General features: G+C 67.6%; 22 protein-coding genes and 1 pseudogene. 13 read left to right on the top strand and 10 right to left on the bottom strand.

The window, feature by feature from the left end:
• Nucleotides 1–35 precede the first annotated feature (35 nt).
• The 5 genes from THITH_RS02330 (at nucleotide 36) to THITH_RS02310 (ending at nucleotide 5,395) form a co-directional block, all read left to right on the top strand.
• Entirely contained in the window at nucleotides 36–578 is a 543-nt protein-coding gene (locus THITH_RS02330; protein WP_006746115.1) for an ATP-dependent zinc protease family protein, read from the top strand.
• Nucleotides 575–2,104, top strand: a complete 1,530-nt coding sequence (locus tag THITH_RS02325) for an inactive transglutaminase family protein (protein ID WP_006746116.1) — start codon at nucleotides 575–577, stop codon at nucleotides 2,102–2,104. Before THITH_RS02330 ends, THITH_RS02325 begins: the two co-directional genes overlap by 4 nt.
• On the top strand, nucleotides 2,104–3,057 hold the full coding sequence (locus THITH_RS02320) for an alpha-L-glutamate ligase-like protein (RefSeq protein ID WP_006746117.1): 954 nt from the start codon (nucleotides 2,104–2,106) through the stop codon (nucleotides 3,055–3,057). The genes THITH_RS02325 and THITH_RS02320 overlap by 1 nt, the downstream gene beginning before the upstream one ends.
• A gap of 74 nt (nucleotides 3,058–3,131) precedes the next feature.
• A complete protein-coding gene (locus THITH_RS02315; RefSeq protein ID WP_006746118.1) occupies nucleotides 3,132–4,157 on the top strand; it encodes a matrixin family metalloprotease in 1,026 nt (341 codons plus the stop codon).
• Nucleotides 4,148–5,395 (top strand): FAD-dependent oxidoreductase, encoded by a 1,248-nt coding sequence (locus THITH_RS02310; RefSeq protein ID WP_006746119.1) that lies wholly within the window; start codon nucleotides 4,148–4,150, stop codon nucleotides 5,393–5,395. Before THITH_RS02315 ends, THITH_RS02310 begins: the two co-directional genes overlap by 10 nt.
• Before the next feature lie 17 nt (nucleotides 5,396–5,412).
• Here THITH_RS02310 and THITH_RS02305 read toward each other — a convergent pair whose 3' ends face one another.
• The 3 genes from THITH_RS02305 to THITH_RS02295 are packed head-to-tail and all read right to left on the bottom strand — an operon-like array spanning nucleotide 5,413 to nucleotide 7,705.
• Nucleotides 5,413–6,714 carry an ATP-binding protein gene (locus THITH_RS02305; RefSeq protein ID WP_006746120.1) on the bottom strand — a complete coding sequence of 434 codons (1,302 nt, stop codon included), beginning with the start codon at nucleotides 6,712–6,714 and terminating at the stop codon, nucleotides 5,413–5,415.
• The gene (locus tag THITH_RS02300) at nucleotides 6,711–7,415 is read right to left on the bottom strand and encodes a response regulator transcription factor (RefSeq protein ID WP_006746121.1); all 705 of its coding nucleotides are present in this window, start codon (nucleotides 7,413–7,415) and stop codon (nucleotides 6,711–6,713) included. Before THITH_RS02300 ends, THITH_RS02305 begins: the two co-directional genes overlap by 4 nt.
• Nucleotides 7,412–7,705, bottom strand: coding sequence for a PepSY domain-containing protein (locus THITH_RS02295; RefSeq protein WP_006746122.1), 294 nt, complete (start codon nucleotides 7,703–7,705; stop codon nucleotides 7,412–7,414). Before THITH_RS02295 ends, THITH_RS02300 begins: the two co-directional genes overlap by 4 nt.
• A 245-nt stretch (nucleotides 7,706–7,950) precedes the next feature.
• Here THITH_RS02295 and THITH_RS02290 point away from each other — a divergent pair, with 245 nt between their 5' ends.
• From THITH_RS02290 to THITH_RS02280, 3 genes are all read left to right on the top strand, one after another.
• Nucleotides 7,951–8,340, top strand: coding sequence for a DUF3775 domain-containing protein (locus THITH_RS02290; RefSeq protein WP_006746123.1), 390 nt, complete (start codon nucleotides 7,951–7,953; stop codon nucleotides 8,338–8,340).
• 299 nt (nucleotides 8,341–8,639) lie between these two features.
• Complete coding sequence (locus tag THITH_RS02285) at nucleotides 8,640–8,945, top strand: c-type cytochrome (RefSeq protein WP_006746124.1); 306 nt, start codon at nucleotides 8,640–8,642, stop codon at nucleotides 8,943–8,945.
• Between the two features lie 18 nt (nucleotides 8,946–8,963).
• Nucleotides 8,964–10,262: an NAD(P)/FAD-dependent oxidoreductase gene (locus THITH_RS02280; protein WP_006746125.1), complete on the top strand. Its 1,299-nt coding sequence runs from the start codon at nucleotides 8,964–8,966 to the stop codon at nucleotides 10,260–10,262.
• A gap of 415 nt (nucleotides 10,263–10,677) precedes the next feature.
• On the opposite strand, the gene THITH_RS18935 is transcribed toward THITH_RS02280, so the two are convergent.
• The 3 genes from THITH_RS18935 to THITH_RS02275 form a co-directional block, all read right to left on the bottom strand.
• Nucleotides 10,678–10,875: a hypothetical protein gene (locus tag THITH_RS18935; protein WP_084222601.1), complete on the bottom strand. Its 198-nt coding sequence runs from the start codon at nucleotides 10,873–10,875 to the stop codon at nucleotides 10,678–10,680.
• The gene (locus THITH_RS18930) at nucleotides 10,872–11,063 is read right to left on the bottom strand and encodes a hypothetical protein (protein WP_084222600.1); all 192 of its coding nucleotides are present in this window, start codon (nucleotides 11,061–11,063) and stop codon (nucleotides 10,872–10,874) included. Before THITH_RS18930 ends, THITH_RS18935 begins: the two co-directional genes overlap by 4 nt.
• Before the next feature lie 61 nt (nucleotides 11,064–11,124).
• The gene (locus tag THITH_RS02275) at nucleotides 11,125–11,328 is read right to left on the bottom strand and encodes a DUF465 domain-containing protein (protein ID WP_006746127.1); all 204 of its coding nucleotides are present in this window, start codon (nucleotides 11,326–11,328) and stop codon (nucleotides 11,125–11,127) included.
• A 132-nt stretch (nucleotides 11,329–11,460) separates the two neighbouring features.
• Between THITH_RS02275 and THITH_RS02270 the strand changes: the two genes are divergently transcribed.
• The gene (locus THITH_RS02270; protein ID WP_006746128.1) at nucleotides 11,461–12,237 is read left to right on the top strand and encodes an alpha/beta hydrolase family protein; all 777 of its coding nucleotides are present in this window, start codon (nucleotides 11,461–11,463) and stop codon (nucleotides 12,235–12,237) included.
• On the opposite strand, the gene THITH_RS02265 is transcribed toward THITH_RS02270, so the two are convergent.
• Nucleotides 12,228–12,971: a ferredoxin--NADP reductase gene (locus THITH_RS02265; RefSeq protein ID WP_006746129.1), complete on the bottom strand. Its 744-nt coding sequence runs from the start codon at nucleotides 12,969–12,971 to the stop codon at nucleotides 12,228–12,230. The genes THITH_RS02270 and THITH_RS02265 overlap by 10 nt on opposite strands.
• Before the next feature lie 222 nt (nucleotides 12,972–13,193).
• On the opposite strand from THITH_RS02265, the gene THITH_RS02260 reads away from it, so the two are divergent.
• The 3 genes from THITH_RS02260 to THITH_RS02250 all read left to right on the top strand — a co-directional run bounded on the left by THITH_RS02260 (nucleotide 13,194) and on the right by THITH_RS02250 (nucleotide 15,220).
• Complete coding sequence (locus THITH_RS02260; protein ID WP_006746130.1) at nucleotides 13,194–13,775, top strand: thioredoxin family protein; 582 nt, start codon at nucleotides 13,194–13,196, stop codon at nucleotides 13,773–13,775.
• Between the two features lie 58 nt (nucleotides 13,776–13,833).
• Nucleotides 13,834–14,376, top strand: a complete 543-nt coding sequence (locus tag THITH_RS02255; protein ID WP_006746131.1) for a hypothetical protein — start codon at nucleotides 13,834–13,836, stop codon at nucleotides 14,374–14,376.
• A 91-nt stretch (nucleotides 14,377–14,467) separates the two neighbouring features.
• Entirely contained in the window at nucleotides 14,468–15,220 is a 753-nt protein-coding gene (locus tag THITH_RS02250) for a ParA family protein (protein ID WP_006746132.1), read from the top strand.
• A gap of 69 nt (nucleotides 15,221–15,289) precedes the next feature.
• Here THITH_RS02250 and THITH_RS02245 read toward each other — a convergent pair whose 3' ends face one another.
• The 3 genes and pseudogenes from THITH_RS02245 to THITH_RS19640 form a co-directional block, all read right to left on the bottom strand.
• The gene (locus tag THITH_RS02245) at nucleotides 15,290–15,640 is read right to left on the bottom strand and encodes a hypothetical protein (protein ID WP_006746133.1); all 351 of its coding nucleotides are present in this window, start codon (nucleotides 15,638–15,640) and stop codon (nucleotides 15,290–15,292) included.
• A gap of 30 nt (nucleotides 15,641–15,670) precedes the next feature.
• The gene (gene nadA / locus THITH_RS02240) at nucleotides 15,671–16,732 is read right to left on the bottom strand and encodes a quinolinate synthase NadA (RefSeq protein ID WP_006746134.1); all 1,062 of its coding nucleotides are present in this window, start codon (nucleotides 16,730–16,732) and stop codon (nucleotides 15,671–15,673) included.
• A gap of 173 nt (nucleotides 16,733–16,905) precedes the next feature.
• A pseudogene (locus tag THITH_RS19640) lies at nucleotides 16,906–17,096 on the bottom strand (hypothetical protein).
• A 101-nt stretch (nucleotides 17,097–17,197) separates the two neighbouring features.
• Here THITH_RS19640 and THITH_RS02235 point away from each other — a divergent pair.
• On the top strand, nucleotides 17,198–17,710 hold the full coding sequence (locus THITH_RS02235; RefSeq protein ID WP_006746135.1) for a protein disulfide oxidoreductase: 513 nt from the start codon (nucleotides 17,198–17,200) through the stop codon (nucleotides 17,708–17,710).
• Nucleotides 17,711–17,760 lie beyond the last annotated feature (50 nt).

Genomic DNA, 17,760 nt, shown 5'->3' with positions numbered 1-17,760 from the left:
GGCGCCGCACACCCGCGATCCGAATGGAGGAGCCAATGGCCCTGCCCGTTCTGTCGGCCGTGCTACTGCCGGCACTGATGGCCACCGCCGCGGTAGCGAAAGAGCCTGAAACCCGCACCATCCATGGCTGGGTGGAACGTATCCAGATCCTGCCCGAGGGCATTCCACTGAAGACCAAGATGGACACCGGCGCCACGACGTCGTCGCTGAACGCGCTGAACAAGGAAAAGTTCGAGCGCGACGGCGAGCGCTGGATCGCGTTCGACATCATCGACCCCGAAGATCCGGACGGCAAAGTCCGCATCGAACGCAGAATCACCCGATTCGTGCGCATCATCCGTCACGACGGCGAGCACCAGCGCCGTCCGGTGGTGTCGGTCGGGCTGTGCATGGGAACGCATTACCGCGAGGAAGAGATGAGCCTGATCGACCGCACGGAGCTGAACTACCAGGCGCTGGTCGGTCGCAATCACATGAAAGGCATCATCCTGGTCGACCCCGCCGCGACGTTCATTCAGCCCCCCCGCTGTGACACGACCGAGGGAAACGGGGATCGTGATCCCGAGCGGGGCGCATGAGGCGCCTGCATCTCCCGCTGCTGATCCTGGTACTGCTCAGTCTCAGCCTGACGATCTTTTACCACAAGGCCTGGAACCTCGGCTTCCCGGTGCTTCCGGCGCAGACCACGGACAACTGGATCGTCGAGGCACGGGTGGCGTTCGAACCGACCGGCGGTGCCGTTACCGCGCGCGTGTTCCTGCCACAGGATCCACCGGGACTGGCACTGCTCGATGAGCATTTCGTGTCCCGCGGCTACGGGCTGACGACCGGCACGAACGGCGAGAACCGCGAAGCGGTCTGGACCACCCGAAGTCCCGCGGGGCGCCAGGTGCTCTATTACCGAGCCACCGTCTACCAGATCGGGGCGTCGCTGCCCAACGATACCGACTACCCGGGCCCAGCGGCCCCGGTCGATCTGGAGGAACCGTTCCGGTCCGCGGCCCAGGCCGTGGTCGACCGGGTGCGCGGCCGATCGGCCGACATCACCAGCTTCGCCACAGTACTGGTGCGCGACATGAACGTCTCGACCGACGAAAACATGGCGCTGTTCGTCTCGGCGGACGCCGGCGACCGCGAACGCGTACGCACCGCGATCGAGCTGCTGGCAGGCGCCCGGATCCCCGCGCGCATGGTCCACGGCCTGCAGCTTGCGGACCGCGCCAGGGATCTGCAGCCGCGCACCTGGCTCGAGGTGCACAACACGCGCGAATGGGTACCGATCAATCCCATGGACGGCAGCGTGGGCTACCCGAAGGATTTCCTCGTCTGGTGGTACGGCGATCACGAAGCGGTCGAACTGAACCGCGCCCGCAACCCGCAGATCAGCTTCGCGGTGACCCGAAACTTCCAGGACGCGGTGGACGCCGCGCAGCAGCGCGCGAAACTGATGAACTCGCGGCTGGTCGATTTCTCGCTGTTCGGCCTGCCGGTCCAGACCCAGAACATGTACCGCGTGCTGCTGATGGTCCCGGTCGGCGCGATGATCATCGTACTGCTGCGCAACGTGGTCGGCGTGCAGACGTTCGGCACCTTCATGCCGGTGCTGATCGCACTGTCGTTCCGCGAAACCGAGCTGCTCGGCGGTGTGATCCTGTTCACCCTGATCGTATCGCTCGGCCTGGCAATCCGTTTCTATCTCGAACACCTGAAGCTCCTGCTCGTGCCCCGACTGGCCGCGGTAGTCAGCATTGTGGTGATGCTGATGCTGGCGCTGAGCGTGCTCAGCCATCACCTGGGAATCGAGCACGGACTCGCGGTCGCGCTGTTCCCGATGGTCATCCTCGCGATGACGATCGAGCGGATGTCCATCGTCTGGGAGGAACATGGCGCCGGCGATGCGATCCGACAGGGCATCGGCAGCCTGGTGGTCGCTGTGGCCGGTTACCTGCTGATGATCAACGTCTACATCGACCACCTGATCTTCGTGTTCCCCGAGCTGCTGCTGATCGTGCTCGCGGTCACCCTGCTGCTGGGGCGGTACACCGGGTACCGCCTCTCTGAACTGTTGCGCTTCCGTGCGCTGGCCCGCAGGGAGGCGAATTGATGCGATGGTTCGCGACACCGGGCGAGCTGCGCCGGCGTGGGGTGCTGGGAATGAACCGGCGCAACACCGAGATGATCGCGACGCTGAACCCGCGCAGCCATTACCCGCTGGTGGACGACAAGCTGCAGACCAAGGAACTGGCCCTCGGCGCCGGCATTGCGGTCCCGGAGCTGTACGGCGTGATCGAGACCCAACACGACATCCGGCGCCTGTCGGCCATCGTCGCCGGACGCGACGACTTCGTGATCAAGCCCGCCCACGGGAGCGGCGGCAACGGGATCCTGGTCATCACCGGACGCATGGGTGAGCGTTTTCGCAAGGCATCGGGCATGCTGGTGGACCTGGACGAAGTCAAGCACCACGTGTCCAACATCCTCAGCGGCATGTATAGCCTCGGCGGCCAGCCCGACCGGGCGATGATCGAGTACCGGGTACGTTTCGACCCGCTGTTCGCTGAAGTCAGCTTCCAGGGCGTTCCGGATATCCGCACCGTGGTGTACAAGGGCTACCCGGTGATGGCCATGGTGCGGCTGCCCACCCGCGCCTCCGACGGCAAGGCCAATCTGCACCAAGGCGCGGTCGGCGCGGGCATCGACATCGCCACGGGCGTCACCGGGCACGGCGTCTGGCACAACGAGATCGTCCACCGGCATCCCGACACCGGCGCCTCGCTCGCGGGCATTGCCATTCCAGGCTGGAACCGGTTGCTGGAACTGGCTGCCGGATGCCGGGAACTCATCGGCATGGGCTACCTTGGGGTCGACGTCGTGCTCGACCGGCAGTTCGGCCCATTGATTCTGGAACTGAACGCCCGACCGGGCCTCGCGGTGCAAACGGCCAACGGCCTCGGCCTGCTGGATCGGATCCGGGCCGTCGACACCCACCCGGCGCGCGATACCGCTGACGCGGCCGGACGCGCCGCGTTCGTCCGGCAGTTGCCGGAACCTTCCTGAAGCCTCGTGGAACACGGCCGCGCTCACGCAGACATTGGCCCTGGTGCACCGGTGCCCGCTAGAATTCTGACCCCATGCAACGATCGCTCCTGTCTGCCGCCTTCGCCTCCGGTTGCCTGCTGGCCGCCCTGTGGGTTCCCACGGGCACGGCGCAGACCGGTCTCTGGCCTGGCTTCTCCGCCGCCGCCTGCCAGCTGCCGGTGACCTACCGCATCGGCGAAATCGACCCCCGCTTCGGCGTATCCGGCACCGAACTCCGTGAAACCCTGGACGACGCGGCGGCCATCTGGGAAGCGGCAACCCCGCGTACGCTGTTTCGCGCCGATCCCTTAGGCTCGCTCACCATCGACTTGCAGTACGACGAACGCCAGGATCAATGGGTGGCGCGTCAGCAGGCCGAGCAAGCACTCGAACGCGCGCGCGAGCGGTTCGAGGAGCTGCGCAGCGAGCATGATGGCCTGCGGCAGCAGCTGGAAACCCGGCAGGCCGCCTATCGGCAGCAGATCCAGCAGTACGAACTGCGCCTGGCAGCCCACAACACGCGCATCCGGCAATGGAACCGAGGCGAGGTCGCGCACAGCGCTGCCCGTGCCCGCCAGCTGGACCAGGAAGCGCAGGCGCTTGAACGAAAGCGCCAGGCGCTAGAGGAGCAGGCGGCCGCGGCGGAGCGATTGCGGCTGCGCGTGAATCGGAACGCCGACGCGGCGCGCCTCGCGGCAGAGGAGTTGAACCGGCAGGTCAGCTACCTGAACGAACGCTTTGCCGCCGAACCCGGCTACGACAAGGCGCGCTATACCCGGCGCCAGCGTGGCGGCACGGTCACGCACAGTATCGCCGTCTACCAGTTCCACGACCGGGACGACCTGCGCCAAGTGCTCGCCCACGAGCTGGGCCATGCGCTGGGGATCTCGCATGTCGAGGACCCGGGAGCCCTGATGTACTTCCGTGTCACTGATCAGAACCGGGGCCTCACGCGGCTTACCGAGGCCGACCGCCGGGCCCTGCGCGACGCCTGCGGCATCGAGATCGGGGAATCATTTTCCGCCGGCGCGATCGCGCGCGCGGCCGGGTCGAACAGGGAATGCCGCCAATGCATGTAATCGTGATTGGGGCCGGGGTTACCGGCACCGCCACCGCCTGGTACCTGAGGGCCGCCGGCGCCGACGTCACCCTCGTCGATGCCGCCGACCTGCCGGCGCGGGGGGCCAGTTCCGCCAACGGCGGCATGCTCCATGCCAGCCATGCCGAGCCCTGGAATGCCCCCGGGGTCGGCCGGGATCTGCTGCGCTACGTCGGCCGCGACAGTTCCCCGCTGCTGCTGCGCCCGCGCGCGCTGCCCGGCATCCTGCCCTGGGGCATCGAATTCCTCTGGAACAGCCGCCGCCCGCGCTTCGAGCGCAATACCCTGCACAACGCTCGCCTCGCCGAGTATGCGCTGCGCCAGCTGCGCGAACTGCAGCATCGGCTGCAGCTCGACTTCCAGTTCGTCGAGTCCGGAATCCTGAAAATCTTTCAGGATCCGGAAAGTCTCCGAAAGAACCGCAGCGCCAGCCAGGCGATGGCCGATGCCGGGGTTCGCTTCGAGGACTGGGACTCCGAGCGCGTGGCGGCCGAGGAACCGGCACTCGCACCGATTGCACACCGCCTCTGTGGCGCGCTGTTCTTCCCCGACGATGCGATCGGCAATGCTGCGGCGTTCACCCGCGAACTGGCGACCGCCGCGCAGCAGGCCGGCATGCGCTGGCACTCGAATACGCAGGTCACCGGCTGGCGGCTGTTCCAGGGGCGCATCAACGGAGTGGAAACTTCGGCCGGCCCGATGGCAGCCGACGCGGTGGTCCTTGCGTCCGGCTTCGCCGCTCCCGCATTGCTGCGCCAGCTGGGTCTGCGCCTGCCGGTCGCCCCGGTGAAGGGCTACTCGCTGACCCTCGACCTTCCCGAACCCTGGCGTCCCAGGCTGCCGATCATCGACGACGCCAACAAGGTGGTGCTGACCCCGCTTGGCGGCCGGCTGCGGCTCGCCGGAACCGCCGAGTTCACCGGCGCGGACCTGCGCCTGAACCCGTCGCGCGTGGCGAACGTGCTCGCGCAATGCCGGCGCACCCTGCCCCGGCTGCCCGAGTATTTCGATGCCGCAACGATGGAACCCTGGACCGGCCTGCGGCCGATGAGCGCACGCGGCACGCCGATCCTCGGGCCGACCCGGATCCCCGGGCTGTTCCTGAACACCGGCGCGGGCCACCTCGGCTGGACCTTCGCCTGCGGCTCCGCCTGCCTGCTGCGCGACAGCGTGCTCGGCGCGGAACCGGCCCTGCCGCTGGATCCGTTCCTGCTGTAGCCGTCAACGGCACCGGGTCACGCGCCCGGGAACGTCATCCGGATGCGGGCTCCGCCGAGTCCCGGCGCGTGCTCGATGCTCAGCTCGCCGCCGTGGTCGCGCACCAGCGTGGCCACGATATGCAGCCCCAGCCCCTGCCCGCCGGCGCGGGTATCGCTGCGCGCCCCGCGCCGCAGCACCCGCTCGCGTTCCGCTTCCGGAATGCCCGGTCCGTCGTCGTCGATGCACAGTTCCAGTCCTTCGGGCCCGCAACCCAGCGTGACCCGGACCCGGGAACGGGCGTGGCGCAGCGCATTGTCGAGCACATTGCCGAGCAATTCGAACAGCGCGCCGGTATCGATGCGCAGCGTGCACTCCGGCTGCAGCACCGTGTCCAGCACGACTCCGTGGTGGTCGGCCACGCGCTGCAGCGCGGTGCAGGTACGCTCGATCACCGGGGCCAGCACCAGCGGCGCCTGAAACGGCGATGGCCCGAGGCGCTGTGCCCGATTCAACTCGTGCTCGATCATCTCCTGCATGCGTTCGATCTGTATTCGCATGTCGCGGTGCTCACCGTCGCCACTTTCCACGGCCAGGCGCAGCGCCGACAGCGGAGTCTTCAGGCTGTGCGCCAGGTCCGCGAGCGCGTTGCTCTGGCGCTGCAGGCGCTCGCGCTCGAACTCGAGCAGCGCGTTGATGCTGTCGGTCAGCATTCCGATCTCGCGCGGGTAACTGCCCTCCAGGCGGCGATTCTCCCCTAGGCGCAACGCCTCGAGATCGGTCCGCACCCGGCGCAGCGGCCGCAGTCCCCACAGGCCCAGCGCCAGCGCCTGCGCCGCCATCAGCAGCGCGGTCAGCAGGGCCAGCGCGCCCCATAGAGTACGGCGGTAACGATCGATCTGGGCGATGTACGCCTCGCGGTCCTCGAGCACCTGGAACGTCAGCGGAAACGACTGCTCCGGCAATTCCCAGCGCACCGTCATCTCGTGCTGAAACATCTGCCGCTCGCGCCAGTCGCCGAGGGCCACCCCGAGCGCGGACGGCGAGCGCCAGAGCATCTCGCCGTCCCGGTCGAGAATGCGCGCGTAGAGCCCGCCCGCGGGCAACGACAGGCGGGCCTCGGGCAGCAGCTCGGGCAGCCGCACTTCGTGCGGGCCAGACACCTCGACCACCCCCATCAACAGCAGCAGCTGCGCTTCCAGGCGCGTCATCACCGCGTCCTCGGCGTTCTCGCGAAACGCCCGTTCGAGCAGCGTGGCGGTCACCAGGAAGAACACTGCGATCATGGCCACGGTCACCAGCGTGATGCGCAGCGTCAGGCTCAGGCCGGGCGGGCTCATGTGCCGGAACTGCGCGCCTCGGCCGGCTGCAGTGTGAACCGGTAGCCGCGCCCGCGCAGCGTCTCGATCACGCCCAGGCGCCCGTCCGGATCCAGCTTGCGCCGCAGCCGACCGATCAGCACCTCGATCACGTTGCTCTCGCGGTCGGCATCGTGCTCGTAGAGGTAGTCGGCGAGCAGATCCTTGCTGAGCGGGCGACCGGCCTGCCGCACCAATTGCAAGAGCAGCCGGTACTCGAACGTGGTCAGCGTCACGGCCTCGCCGCGCAGCAGCACGGTATCGGTCGCGGTATCGATCACCAGCGGACCGAAATCGAGGCGTTCCTGCCCATCCTGCAGGCTGCGCCGCACCAGCGCACGCAAGCGCGCCTGCAACTCCTCGACGTGAAACGGCTTGGTCAGATAGTCGTCCGCTCCGGCCTCGAGCCCTTCCACCTTGTCCTGCCAGCGATCGCGGGCGGTGAGGACCAGAATCGGAAGGCGGGCATTGACGGCCCGGGCCCGGCGGATCACCTCGAGACCGTCGAGCCCCGGCAGACCGAGATCGACGATCGCGATGTCGCAGGGATACTCGGTCAGCTGGTACAGCCCGTCCCTTCCGTCTGCGGCCGGATCCACGCGCCAGCCGGCCGCCCTCAGGGCCTCCGCCAGGCGCTCCCGCAGCGAATCGTCGTCCTCGATCAGCACCACACGCAGATTCACGGCTGCGCACCCTCGGCCCCGGGGATCTCGAAGGTACGCACCTGCTGATCCTGGGTCAGCAACCGGATCCGGTAGACCACGCGATCGTTGCTGCGCTCGGACCGGGCCGACAGGATACGTCCACCGTGGGCACGCTCCACCTGCGCCACCGCCTCCTCCAGGCTGGCCGCGGGCGGCTCGTCCCGCGCCAGAACCGTCGCCGGCAACCATGCCAGCAACAGCAGGGTCAGCAGCACGGTCGGCACGACCAAGCCGACACGGCCCGTTGCTTCGATCGGATCCAGTTGCATGCTCGTAATCTCCAGAGGTATCCCGCGTTCCGCGGCAGCCCGCGCCGCCGCTCGCTCGCGGGCTGCCGGTCCTGCATTGCGCATGCAGCCCCGGGGGCTGCGTATTACACTAGAAGCCTAGCCTGAACCCGGTCTGAAGACGACCAGGGAAACAGCGGGTCCGAGTGCCGACGCGGCGTCTCGATTGCGGTACGTTGCGAAAGAGTGGGGGGCTTTCGCAACATCCTGCAAAGGGAGATCAGTCCATGCTCAGCATCAACCTCGATACCGTGCTTTGGGTCGTGCGCTCGACCCGCGAGTTCCATGCGAAGGAAGAGGTTGTTTTTCCCGACGATTCACCGGACGGCAACGACGGCGACTGGGCCATGCAAGTCCTCGCCGATCACGGAAGCGACCTGACATTGCAGGAACTCCGAATCGGGCTCCATGGGCTGGAACCGGTCCAGCAGGCCGAACTGCTGGCGCTCAAGTGGCTGGGGCGCGGCGATTACAGCCCATCCGAATGGGAAGAAGCCAAGCGGGAAGCGCTGGACAACTGGTCACCGGAGGTGATGGACCGTCTGATCGCGACGCCGCTGATCTCCGAATATCTGCTCGAGGCCCTGGATATCCTCGGCATCGAGCACGAGGAATAGACCGTCATCGGGGATCCAGACGGGCCGCAGGCCACAAAAACCAGTACGCGCGACTGGAAATCGGCAATTTCAGGGTCTAGCCTACCTCCTTGGGGTTACGTATACCTCAATGGGTTCTGGATGCCGGATCACCCGGCGGCCCCACGGCCCCGCCAAACACCCCGCTGCCGCAATGGAGAGCGGAAGCGGCACCGGCGCCAGAAAAACCCGCGTGCAAGAAGAAAGCGGACAACGATCGATACAACCAGCGACTCGACACGATCCAAGTCCACGACATTCATCGGAGGAGCCAAATTTTTATGAAACGTTCCCGTATTCTCGCCGCCAGCCTCGCGGCGTCCCTGGCAACGGCGGCCTTCGTGCCGCAGGCGGCGGCCGACGTGACCCGGGGTGAACTGCTCACCACCTCCTGCTTTTCCTGTCACAGCATCGACGGCACCGGCAACATGCCCGGCCTGGTCGGCTACCCGCGCGACCTGATGATCTCGCAGATGCAGGCCTTCAAGGACGGCTCGCGTCCGGGCACGATCATGAACCGTCACGCGCGTGGCTACACGGACGAGGAAATCGTCCTGATGGCCGACTACTTCTCGACCATCGAATAACGCAGGGGGACAACACAGATGACCAACGTTACACGTCGTAATTTTCTCAAGGCCATCGGCATCGGAGGCGCTGCGGCAGCGACCGGGTTCGGCTGCGCGGCCAACGGCAGAGTGGCCGATGCATCCAGCGCCCACGCGGTCGTCGTGGGCGGCGGCTCCGGCGGCGCCACTGCGGCCAAGTACCTGAAACGCTTCGCGCCCGAAATGCAGGTGACGCTGATCGAGCCGAAGGCCACCTATTACACCTGCTACGGCAGCAACTGGGTGCTCGGCGGCCATGCCACGATGGACGACATCGAGCAGACCTACGGCGCGCTGAAGGATCGCCACGGGGTAAACGTGGTGCAGGACTCCGTGACCGAAATCAACCCCGAGCGCCGGACGGTGACGACCGCAGGCGGCGCCACGATGAACTTCGACCGCCTGATCATGTCGCCGGGGATCGACTTCCGCTACGACGCGGTGCCGGGGATCACCGCTGCCGACGCCGAACGTATCCCGCATGCCTGGAAGGCCGGGGAGCAGACGGTGCTGCTGCGTCGTCAGCTCGAGGCGATGTCCGACGGCGGCGTGTTCGTGATGGTGGCACCCGGAAACCCGTTCCGCTGCCCGCCGGGTCCGTACGAGCGCGCGTCGATGGTCGCCCACTACTTCAAGCAGGCGAAGCCGCGCTCGAAGATCATCATCCTCGACAACAAGGAGAACTTCTCCAAGCAGGGGCTGTTCATGGCCGGCTGGGAGCAGCACTACGGCGACATGATCGAATGGGTGCCGAGCTCCGAGGGGGGACAGGTCGAGGAGATCGACGCTCCCAACCTGACTGCCATCGCCGATGCCGGTTTCACCCGGATCAAGGCCGACGTGCTGAACTACATCCCGCCGCAGACCGCGGGCGCGATCGCACTGCAGATGGGCCTGGCTGGCGACGGTTTCTGGTGCCCGGTGAATCAGCTGACCTTCGAGTCGAGCATCCACCCCGGCATCTACGTGATCGGCGACTCCAGCGTCGCCGGGGCCATGCCCAAGTCGGGGCACTCGGCCAACAACCAGGCGAAGGTGGCCGCGGCGGCGATCGTGCGCGAACTCTCCGGCCAGGATCCGCTGATGCCCTCCACCGCCAACACCTGCTATAGCCTGATCACGCCCGATCACGCAATCAGCGTGGCGGCCGTGTATGCGTACAAGGACGGCACGATTGCGGCCGTCGAAGGGGCAGGCGGCGTCAGCCCGGCCGACGCGCCGGCGTCGTTCCGCCAGCAGGAAGCGCTCTACACCAAGGGCTGGTACGACGGCATCACCGCCGACATCTGGGGCTAACGGGCCCGACTGCAGATACGGCGCTCCGGGGCTTGCCCCGGGGCGCCGTTTGCGTTTCAGAGGCGTAGGGCGGAAAAGGCCGAAGGCCGTCATCCGCCATCCGGCGCCGGGGTCGCCGCAGGCGCCGGGGAGGCGCGAACGCCGAGCGGCGGATGACGCTGCGCTTTTCCGCCCTACAGGTCACCCCGGACGCGCGCCGCGGGTTCTTTCACGCTAACTGTCATGGCGCGGGCAGCCACCCCCCGATGATGAAAGACGCGTAGGGCGGAAAAGGCCGAAGGCCGTCATCCGCCATCCGGCGCCCGGATTGCCGCAGGCGCCTGGGCACAGCGAACACCGTACGGCGGATGACGCTGCGCTTTTCCGCCCTACAGGTCACCCCGGACGCGCGCCGCGGGTTCTTCCACGCTAACTTTCATGGCCAGCGGCCACCCCCGATGATGAAAGAGGCGTAGGGCGGAAAAGGCCGAAGGCCGTCATCCGCCATCCGGCGCCGGGGTTGCCGCAGGCGCCGGGGAGGCGCGAACGCCGAGCGGCGGATGACGCTGCGCTCTTCCGCCCTACGGGTCGCCCGGGACACGAGACAGGCCGTGACTTCCACGCTAACTGTCATGCCATCGGGGGTGAGGCACCCCCGATGATGAAAGAGGCGTAGGGCGGAAAAGGCCGAAGGCCGTCATCCGCCAGCTGGCGCTCGGATTGCCGCGGGCGCCTGGGCACTGCGAACGCCGTACGGCGGATGACGCTGCGCTTTTCCGCCCTACGGATCGCCCGGGACACGAGACAGGCCGTGACTTTCACGCTAACGGGCCCGACTGCAGATACGGCGCTCCGGGGCTTGCCCCGGGGCGCCGTTTGCGTTTCAGGCGTTGAGGTCGGGGATCAGGCGGCTGCGCAGGCGCACGATCGCGTCCTTCAGCAGCAACTTGCGCTTCTTCAACCGCCGCAGAGCGAACAGGTCGGGTGCGGCCGCTTGCTGCAGCGCCTGGAGCGCGGTCTCGAGCGCCTGATGCTCGGCCTCGAGCTCCACGATCCGCGCGCGCAGTTCACCCTCGTCGTCGACCACGGAACCCCCTGTTTGCAGTACGGCTCGCGTATCATCTCAGAGCACGGGCACGGCTGCCATCACGCCTCCCCGTGCGGCGGCGCACCGCGGGCAACCGATCCCGCCGCCGCAGACATTGCGACCGGAGCGGATATGGGCATCAGGAACAAGGCGTTGGCGATCGACACCCCGCGGGGAATCCAACTGAGCGGCGTGGTGGTCGAGCCCGAAGGCATCCCGGTGGGGCAAGCCTGCATCGCTCATTGCTTCGCGTGCTCGAAGGACTTCCCGGCCACGGTACGGCTTGCGCGCGCCCTCGCCCTCGAGGGCATCATCGTGCTGCGCTTCGATTTCATGGGTCTGGGAGAGGCGCAGGGCCGCTTCGTCGACAGCAGCTTCGAAACCTATTGCGAAGACCTCGGCGCCGCACTGGACGCATTCGACACCTACACCGGCTTCCCCACCGACCTGCTGATCGGCCACAGCTTCGGCGGCGCAATGGCGCTCGCGCTGGCCGGGAATCGCGACGAACTGCGGGGGGTCGTGACCATCGCCGCACCGGCGGAACCAGGCCATGTGACCCGGCTGTTCGAAGCCCGCGCGCACGGCATCCGCGAAACCGGCTCGGCCGAGGTGGACATCGGCGGACGCAGGATCACGATCGGCCGGGAATTCATGGACTCCGTCGAAGACGAGCATCTCGACGATGCGCTGCCAGCGCTGGGGCGCCCGCTGCTGGTGCTGCACTCCCCGAAGGACAGCGTGGTCGGCATCGATCACGCGCGCCGGATCTTCGAGCGCGCGCGGCATCCCAAGAGCTTCGTCGCCCTGCACCGTGCAGATCACCTGCTGACGCGCCCGGAACATACCGCGTACGTCGCGCGCCTGATTCATGCCTGGGCCGACGACCTGCTACGCCCTCACCAGTAGTTTTCCACCGTGATCTGGCCCGGCATGCCCCGCCGGAGCCGCTGCAACCCGCGTGCTCGCAGCACCGCCTGCGTGTCGCGCACCATGTCCGGGCTGCCGCAGATCATCACCTGCGAGTGATCCGCACCGATCTCCAGGCCTGCCAATGCCTCGAGCTGCCCGTCGTCGAGCGCCGACGGGATCCGCGCCCGCAGCAGACCCGGCCTGTCCTCGCGACTGATCATCGGAACATAGCGAAACCGTTCCGGATCACGCTGTGTGAATCCGGCGATCGTCTCCTGGTACGTCAGTTCGTTCGCATGGCGCACCGAGTGCACGAGGCGGATCGACCCGAAGCGTTGCCAGGGCTCGTCGGTGCCGAGCATCGACAGGAACGGGCCGAGCCCGGTGCCGGTCGCCAGCAGCCACAGGTCGGCTGCATCGGGCACCGAATCGAGCGTGAACAAGCCACTCGAACGCGGCATCAGTTCGACCGTATCCCCTGGTGCCAACTCGATCAGGCGGTTGCTCAGCGGGCCACCGGGTACCGTGATCAGGTAGAACTCGAGTGGGCGGGTGCCGGGAGGATTCACATACGAATAGGGACGGGCGACGGGCTCCCCGTCGACCACCAGCCGCAGGCGGTTGTATTGCCCCGCGCGGAACGGCTCCACCTCCGCGTCGACGCACAAGCTGAAGCTGCGGTCGGTCCACCGCTTCAGATCCGTTACCTCTCCGACCACCCAGCCTGACATGGACTTGCGCTCCGTACTCGCCGCCGACCTCCGCCCGCGCCGGGAGGGTGACAGTGGATCCCATTCGCCCCCCGGCGCGGTCCGGACCGGCAACCATGGCGGCGCGCTGCGGGGGTTTCAAGGCTCCCGTACCAATCACCGCGTTTTCCGGCGGGCACGGGCCCGCGACCGCGTCCGAACGTATAATCGGGGTTTCCTGGCAACCATGACCGCGGAGTACCCATGGCACGTACACCCTCGCAGATGATCGACCTGGGCACCGAAGCCCCGAACTTCCGCCTGCCCGACGTCGTCTCCGGCAACCCCATCGGTCTGGACGACTTCCCGGATGCGAAGGGCTTCATGATCGCATTCATCTGCAACCATTGCCCGTTCGTGCAGCTCATCCGCCACGAATTCGCGCGGTACGGACGCGAATACTCGGAACGGGGCATCGCGGTCATCGCGATCAACTCCAACGACATCCAGGCCCACCCGGAAGACGGGCCCGACGCGATGCGCGACGACGCACGCCGGTTCGGCTACACCTTCCCGTATTGCCTGGACGAGGACCAGTCGGTCGCCAAGGCCTACCAGGCCGCCTGCACCCCCGACCTGTACCTGTTCGATGCCAACCGCAAGCTGGTCTACCGTGGCCAGTTCGACGCCGCCCGGCCGGGCAGCGATACCCCGGTCACCGGCAACGACCTGCGCGCGGCCACCGACGCGCTGCTCGCCGGGCATGCGATTCCCGCCGACCAGAAGGCGAGCCTCGGGTGCAACATCAAGTGGAAGCCGGGCAACGAACCCGACTACTACGGCTGACCGTCCGGAACCCGTGCCAGACCACAGCGGCCCACGGCTGCCGCCCCGGACCGACGCCATGCCGCCGAGCAACGTCCTGCAAGGCCCCAGGATCGCTTCCTGGACCTGCCACTCGTGCCGCACGGCCGTGCCGCGGCTGCTGCCCACCGGGGAGCACAACCGGCAGCGCCTGAACGAACGCCGGATGCTTCTGCCCGACCCGCAGATCCAGGCCGCCCTCGCAGGGGTGCCGGGGCCGCGAGCCGGCGAGATCTGCGTCGCGTGTGCCGACACCTACCAGGAACTGCTCGGCAGCCTGATCCGCCCGCCCTGGGAGGACGGCGATCCACGCGCCAGCCCCGGACTGAACGATACCGGCATCATCGGGGCCCTGCTGCCGATCGCCGGGCGCGGTACCCGCGTGCTGATTTTCCACGCAGTCGACGGCACCCTGGTCAACACCGAATGCGAGGATCTGCACCAGCTGATCCACGACCGCCTCACCTACCCGGGGAGCCGCGGCGCGATTGCCCCGCGGGTCTGGGCCCTGTACCAGTGCCACCTCGCCGACCGATATGCCGCATCCGTTGCCGAAAGCCCGCCCCGGGACCACCCCCGATGACGCCGGGCGCGGCACGGCCCGCTCGGCCCGCCCAGGCCGCAGGCGGTAGGGGTACCCTGGTGCGCAACGGCAGCCGCGACGGAAGCCCCCGTTGAAAACACTCGCGATCTACAACCTCAAGGGTGGCGTCGGCAAGACCGCCAGCGCCGTGAACCTCGCCTACCTCGCGGCGCAGTACGGCTGGAAGACACTGCTCTGGGATCTCGACCCCCAGGCTGCGGCAACCTGGTACCTGGGGCTGGAAGCGGGCGTGCAGGGCAGCGTGAAGAAGCTCGCGCGCGGCAAGCGGGACTGGACCGACTCGGTGCAGGCCACCGCCTGGCCGCGCCTGTCCTGCCTGCCGGCCGATTTCGACAACCGCCATCTCGACCAGTACCTGCGCAAGGCCGAACACCCCGCGTTCCAGGTACGCAGGCTCTTGAAGGCCTTCGAACCCGAGTTCGATCTGGTGGTGCTGGATTGCCCGCCCAGCTTCTCCACCGTCACCGAGAACCTGTTCCACGCCGCCGACCTGATCGCGGTGCCGATCATCCCCTCGCAACTGTCGCTGCGCAGCTACGAACAGATGGTCGGGTTCCTCCAGGGCGAGAAGATCCGGCGGGTAAAGCTCTACCCGTTCCTGTCGATGGTCGACAATCGGCGCAAGCAGCATCGTGAGGGCGGGATCGCGCTGCGCGACGAGATCCCGAACCTGCTGGCCACGGCCATACCCTACGCCGCGGCAGTGGAAGCGATGGGACGCCACCGCGCGCCGCTGCCGGTCCACCAGCCGCGGGCGCGTGCGACCCAGGCCTTCGAACAGTTGTGGCTGGAAATCGCCGAGAAGCTCCACCGCGAGGCCTGAAGGCCGCATTCCCGACTCCGCATCCGGGCCACACCGTCCGGCAGGCCGGGGCCCAGGCCGCCATCGGGATCAGTCGGCTGCATCCATCCGCGCAAGCATGCGCATACCGCCGACGATGCAGTTCAGCGCCGAGGCCGCGGCGGCCTCGACGCTGGGCGCACCCGCAGCGGGCAACCGCCAGCGCCTCAGATGACAGGTCGCGGGGCGTTCGCTCGGGAACGCCCGCGCAGCCGCATCGTCGACCGCGACCAGCAGGTCCGCCCACTCCAGGTCTGCCCTATCCAACCGGCGCATGGATGCGGCAGAACGCACCTCCAGCCATTGCGCAAGCACCGGCTGGCACGCAAACCGCTCCACCAGCCGCGCCCGACCGTCGTCGGTCAGCGCGGCCACCAACAGGCGCGCAGGGCGTTTGTACATTGCAGACAACTCCAGAAAAGCCCGTGCGGCCTACGCGTCGCCGACGACGCGGCGGCGGTGCGCGGCAGCGAAATCGAGCATGCGCTGCGTCGCGGTCAGCGCCTTCACCCGCTCAGCCTCGTCGACGAAGATCTCGTGGCTGCAGTGCTCCAGCGTATCGGCGAGACTGCTCAAGTCGTTCATCGCCATCCACGGGCAATGCGCGCAGCTGTGACAGGTGGCGCTGTGGCCTCCGGTCGGGGCCTCGATCAGCCGCTTGCCCGGCGCCGCCTGCTGCATCTTGTAGAAAATGCGGTTGTCGGTCGCGACGATGAATTCCGATTCCCGGCGTTCACGCACCGCGGCGATCAACTGGCTGGTGGAACCGACCACGTCGGCCTGCAGAATCACCTCGCGCGGCGACTCCGGGTGCACCAGCACCGCCGCCGCCGGATGCGCCTTGCGCAGATTCTCCAGTTCACGCGAGCGGAACTCGTCGTGCACCACGCAGGAACCCTCCCAGAGCATCATGTCGGCGCCGGTCTCACGGCGGATGTAGTCGCCCAGATGCCGGTCCGGAGCCCAGAGAATCTTCTTTCCCTGGTCGCGCAGGTGTTCCACCAGCGGTACGGCGATACTGGAGGTCACCACGAAATCGGCCAGCGCCTTCACCGCAACCGAGGTATTCGAATACACCACCACCGTACGCCCGGGGTGTTGTTCGCAGAACCGCTGGAACGCGTCCGCCGGACAGCCGAGATCGAGCGAACACTCGGCCTCGAGGGTCGGCATCAGCACGCGCTTCTCCGGGCTGAGGATCTTGGCGGTCTCGCCCATGAAGCGCACGCCCGCCACGACCAGCGTGCCCGCCGCGTGTTCCTTGCCGAAACGCGCCATCTCGAGCGAATCCGCGACGCAACCGCCGGTTTCCTCGGCGACCTGCTGCAGCGACGAATCGACATAGTAATGCGCGACCAGCACCGCGTCGCGCTCCTTTAGCAGGCGCTTGATGCGCGCCACCAGCGCCGCGCGTTCCGCGTCGCCCAGCTGCGGCCGGGCCGCGGTAATCGCCGCGGTTCGCGGTACATCGTAGGTGGCTTCTGCCAGTGCCATCGGGATCCTCTGCACACACGCGCCACCGGCAGCCGGCGGAGCGGAAACCTCCCGGATCGCCGGACCGGGGCAACCCGGGTTGCGATTATCATTACGGTTTCATGATACTACGACTCCCGCTCGCCGGCAGCGTTCCTGTCGCCAGCCCGGGAGATCCGCGGACACGCTAACTGTCATGGCCAGCAGCCACCCCCGATGATGAAAGAGGCGTAGGCGTAGGGCGGAAAAGGCCGAAGGCCGTCATCCGCCATCCGGCGCCCGGGTCGCCGCAGGCGCCGGGGAGGCGCGAACGCCGCGAGCGGCGGATGACGCTGCGCTTTTCCGCCCTACAGGTCACCCCGGACGCGCGCGCGGGTTCTTTCACGTTAAGCTCGCAATGACGACCGACGCAGAGCAGTGCCACCCTGGCTGAGGAGGTTTCGTGATAGTCAGGACCGGGCATAGCCAGGCATCCTTGAGGCGACCATGAACACTGCAGTCAAGAAACGCCGCCCCGTTTGGCGCTGGGTACTCGAGATCGCGATCGTCATCGGGGTCGTGCTGCTGGTGCGCGCCTGGATCGCGCGCGATCTGGCACAAGGACCCGCCCCGGCCTTCGAAGCGCAGTTGCTCGACGGTACGCCGGTCAGCCTCGCCCACTTCGCAGACGAGCCGATGCTGCTGCACTTCTGGGCCACCTGGTGCCCGATCTGCCGGCTGGAAGAGGGCGAGATTCTGCGCCTGAGCCGCAGCCACCCGGTGCTGACCGTCGCGATGCAGTCCGGCAGCGAGGCCGAGGTGGAGGCGCACCTGACCGAGCGGGAGCGCAAGCTGGCAGTGGTCAACGACCCCGGCGGCGACCTGGCCCGGACCTACGGCGTGCGCGCGGTGCCCAGCACGTTCATCATCGATCGCGATGGCGAGATCGTCTTCCGCAAGCAGGGCTACGCACCCCCGCTGGAACTGCGCTTCAGGCTCTGGCTCGCCCGCTGGCTATAGCCGCCGGGCGCTGCAATGGCCCCATCCATCGTTCACAGCGTTGGTGCGCA

This window comes from Thioalkalivibrio paradoxus ARh 1, from assembly GCF_000227685.2.
Classification (GTDB): domain Bacteria; phylum Pseudomonadota; class Gammaproteobacteria; order Ectothiorhodospirales; family Ectothiorhodospiraceae; genus Thioalkalivibrio; species Thioalkalivibrio paradoxus.
Note: the sequence above shows the minus strand (reverse complement) of the source record. Positions and strands in the feature narration are given on the sequence as shown.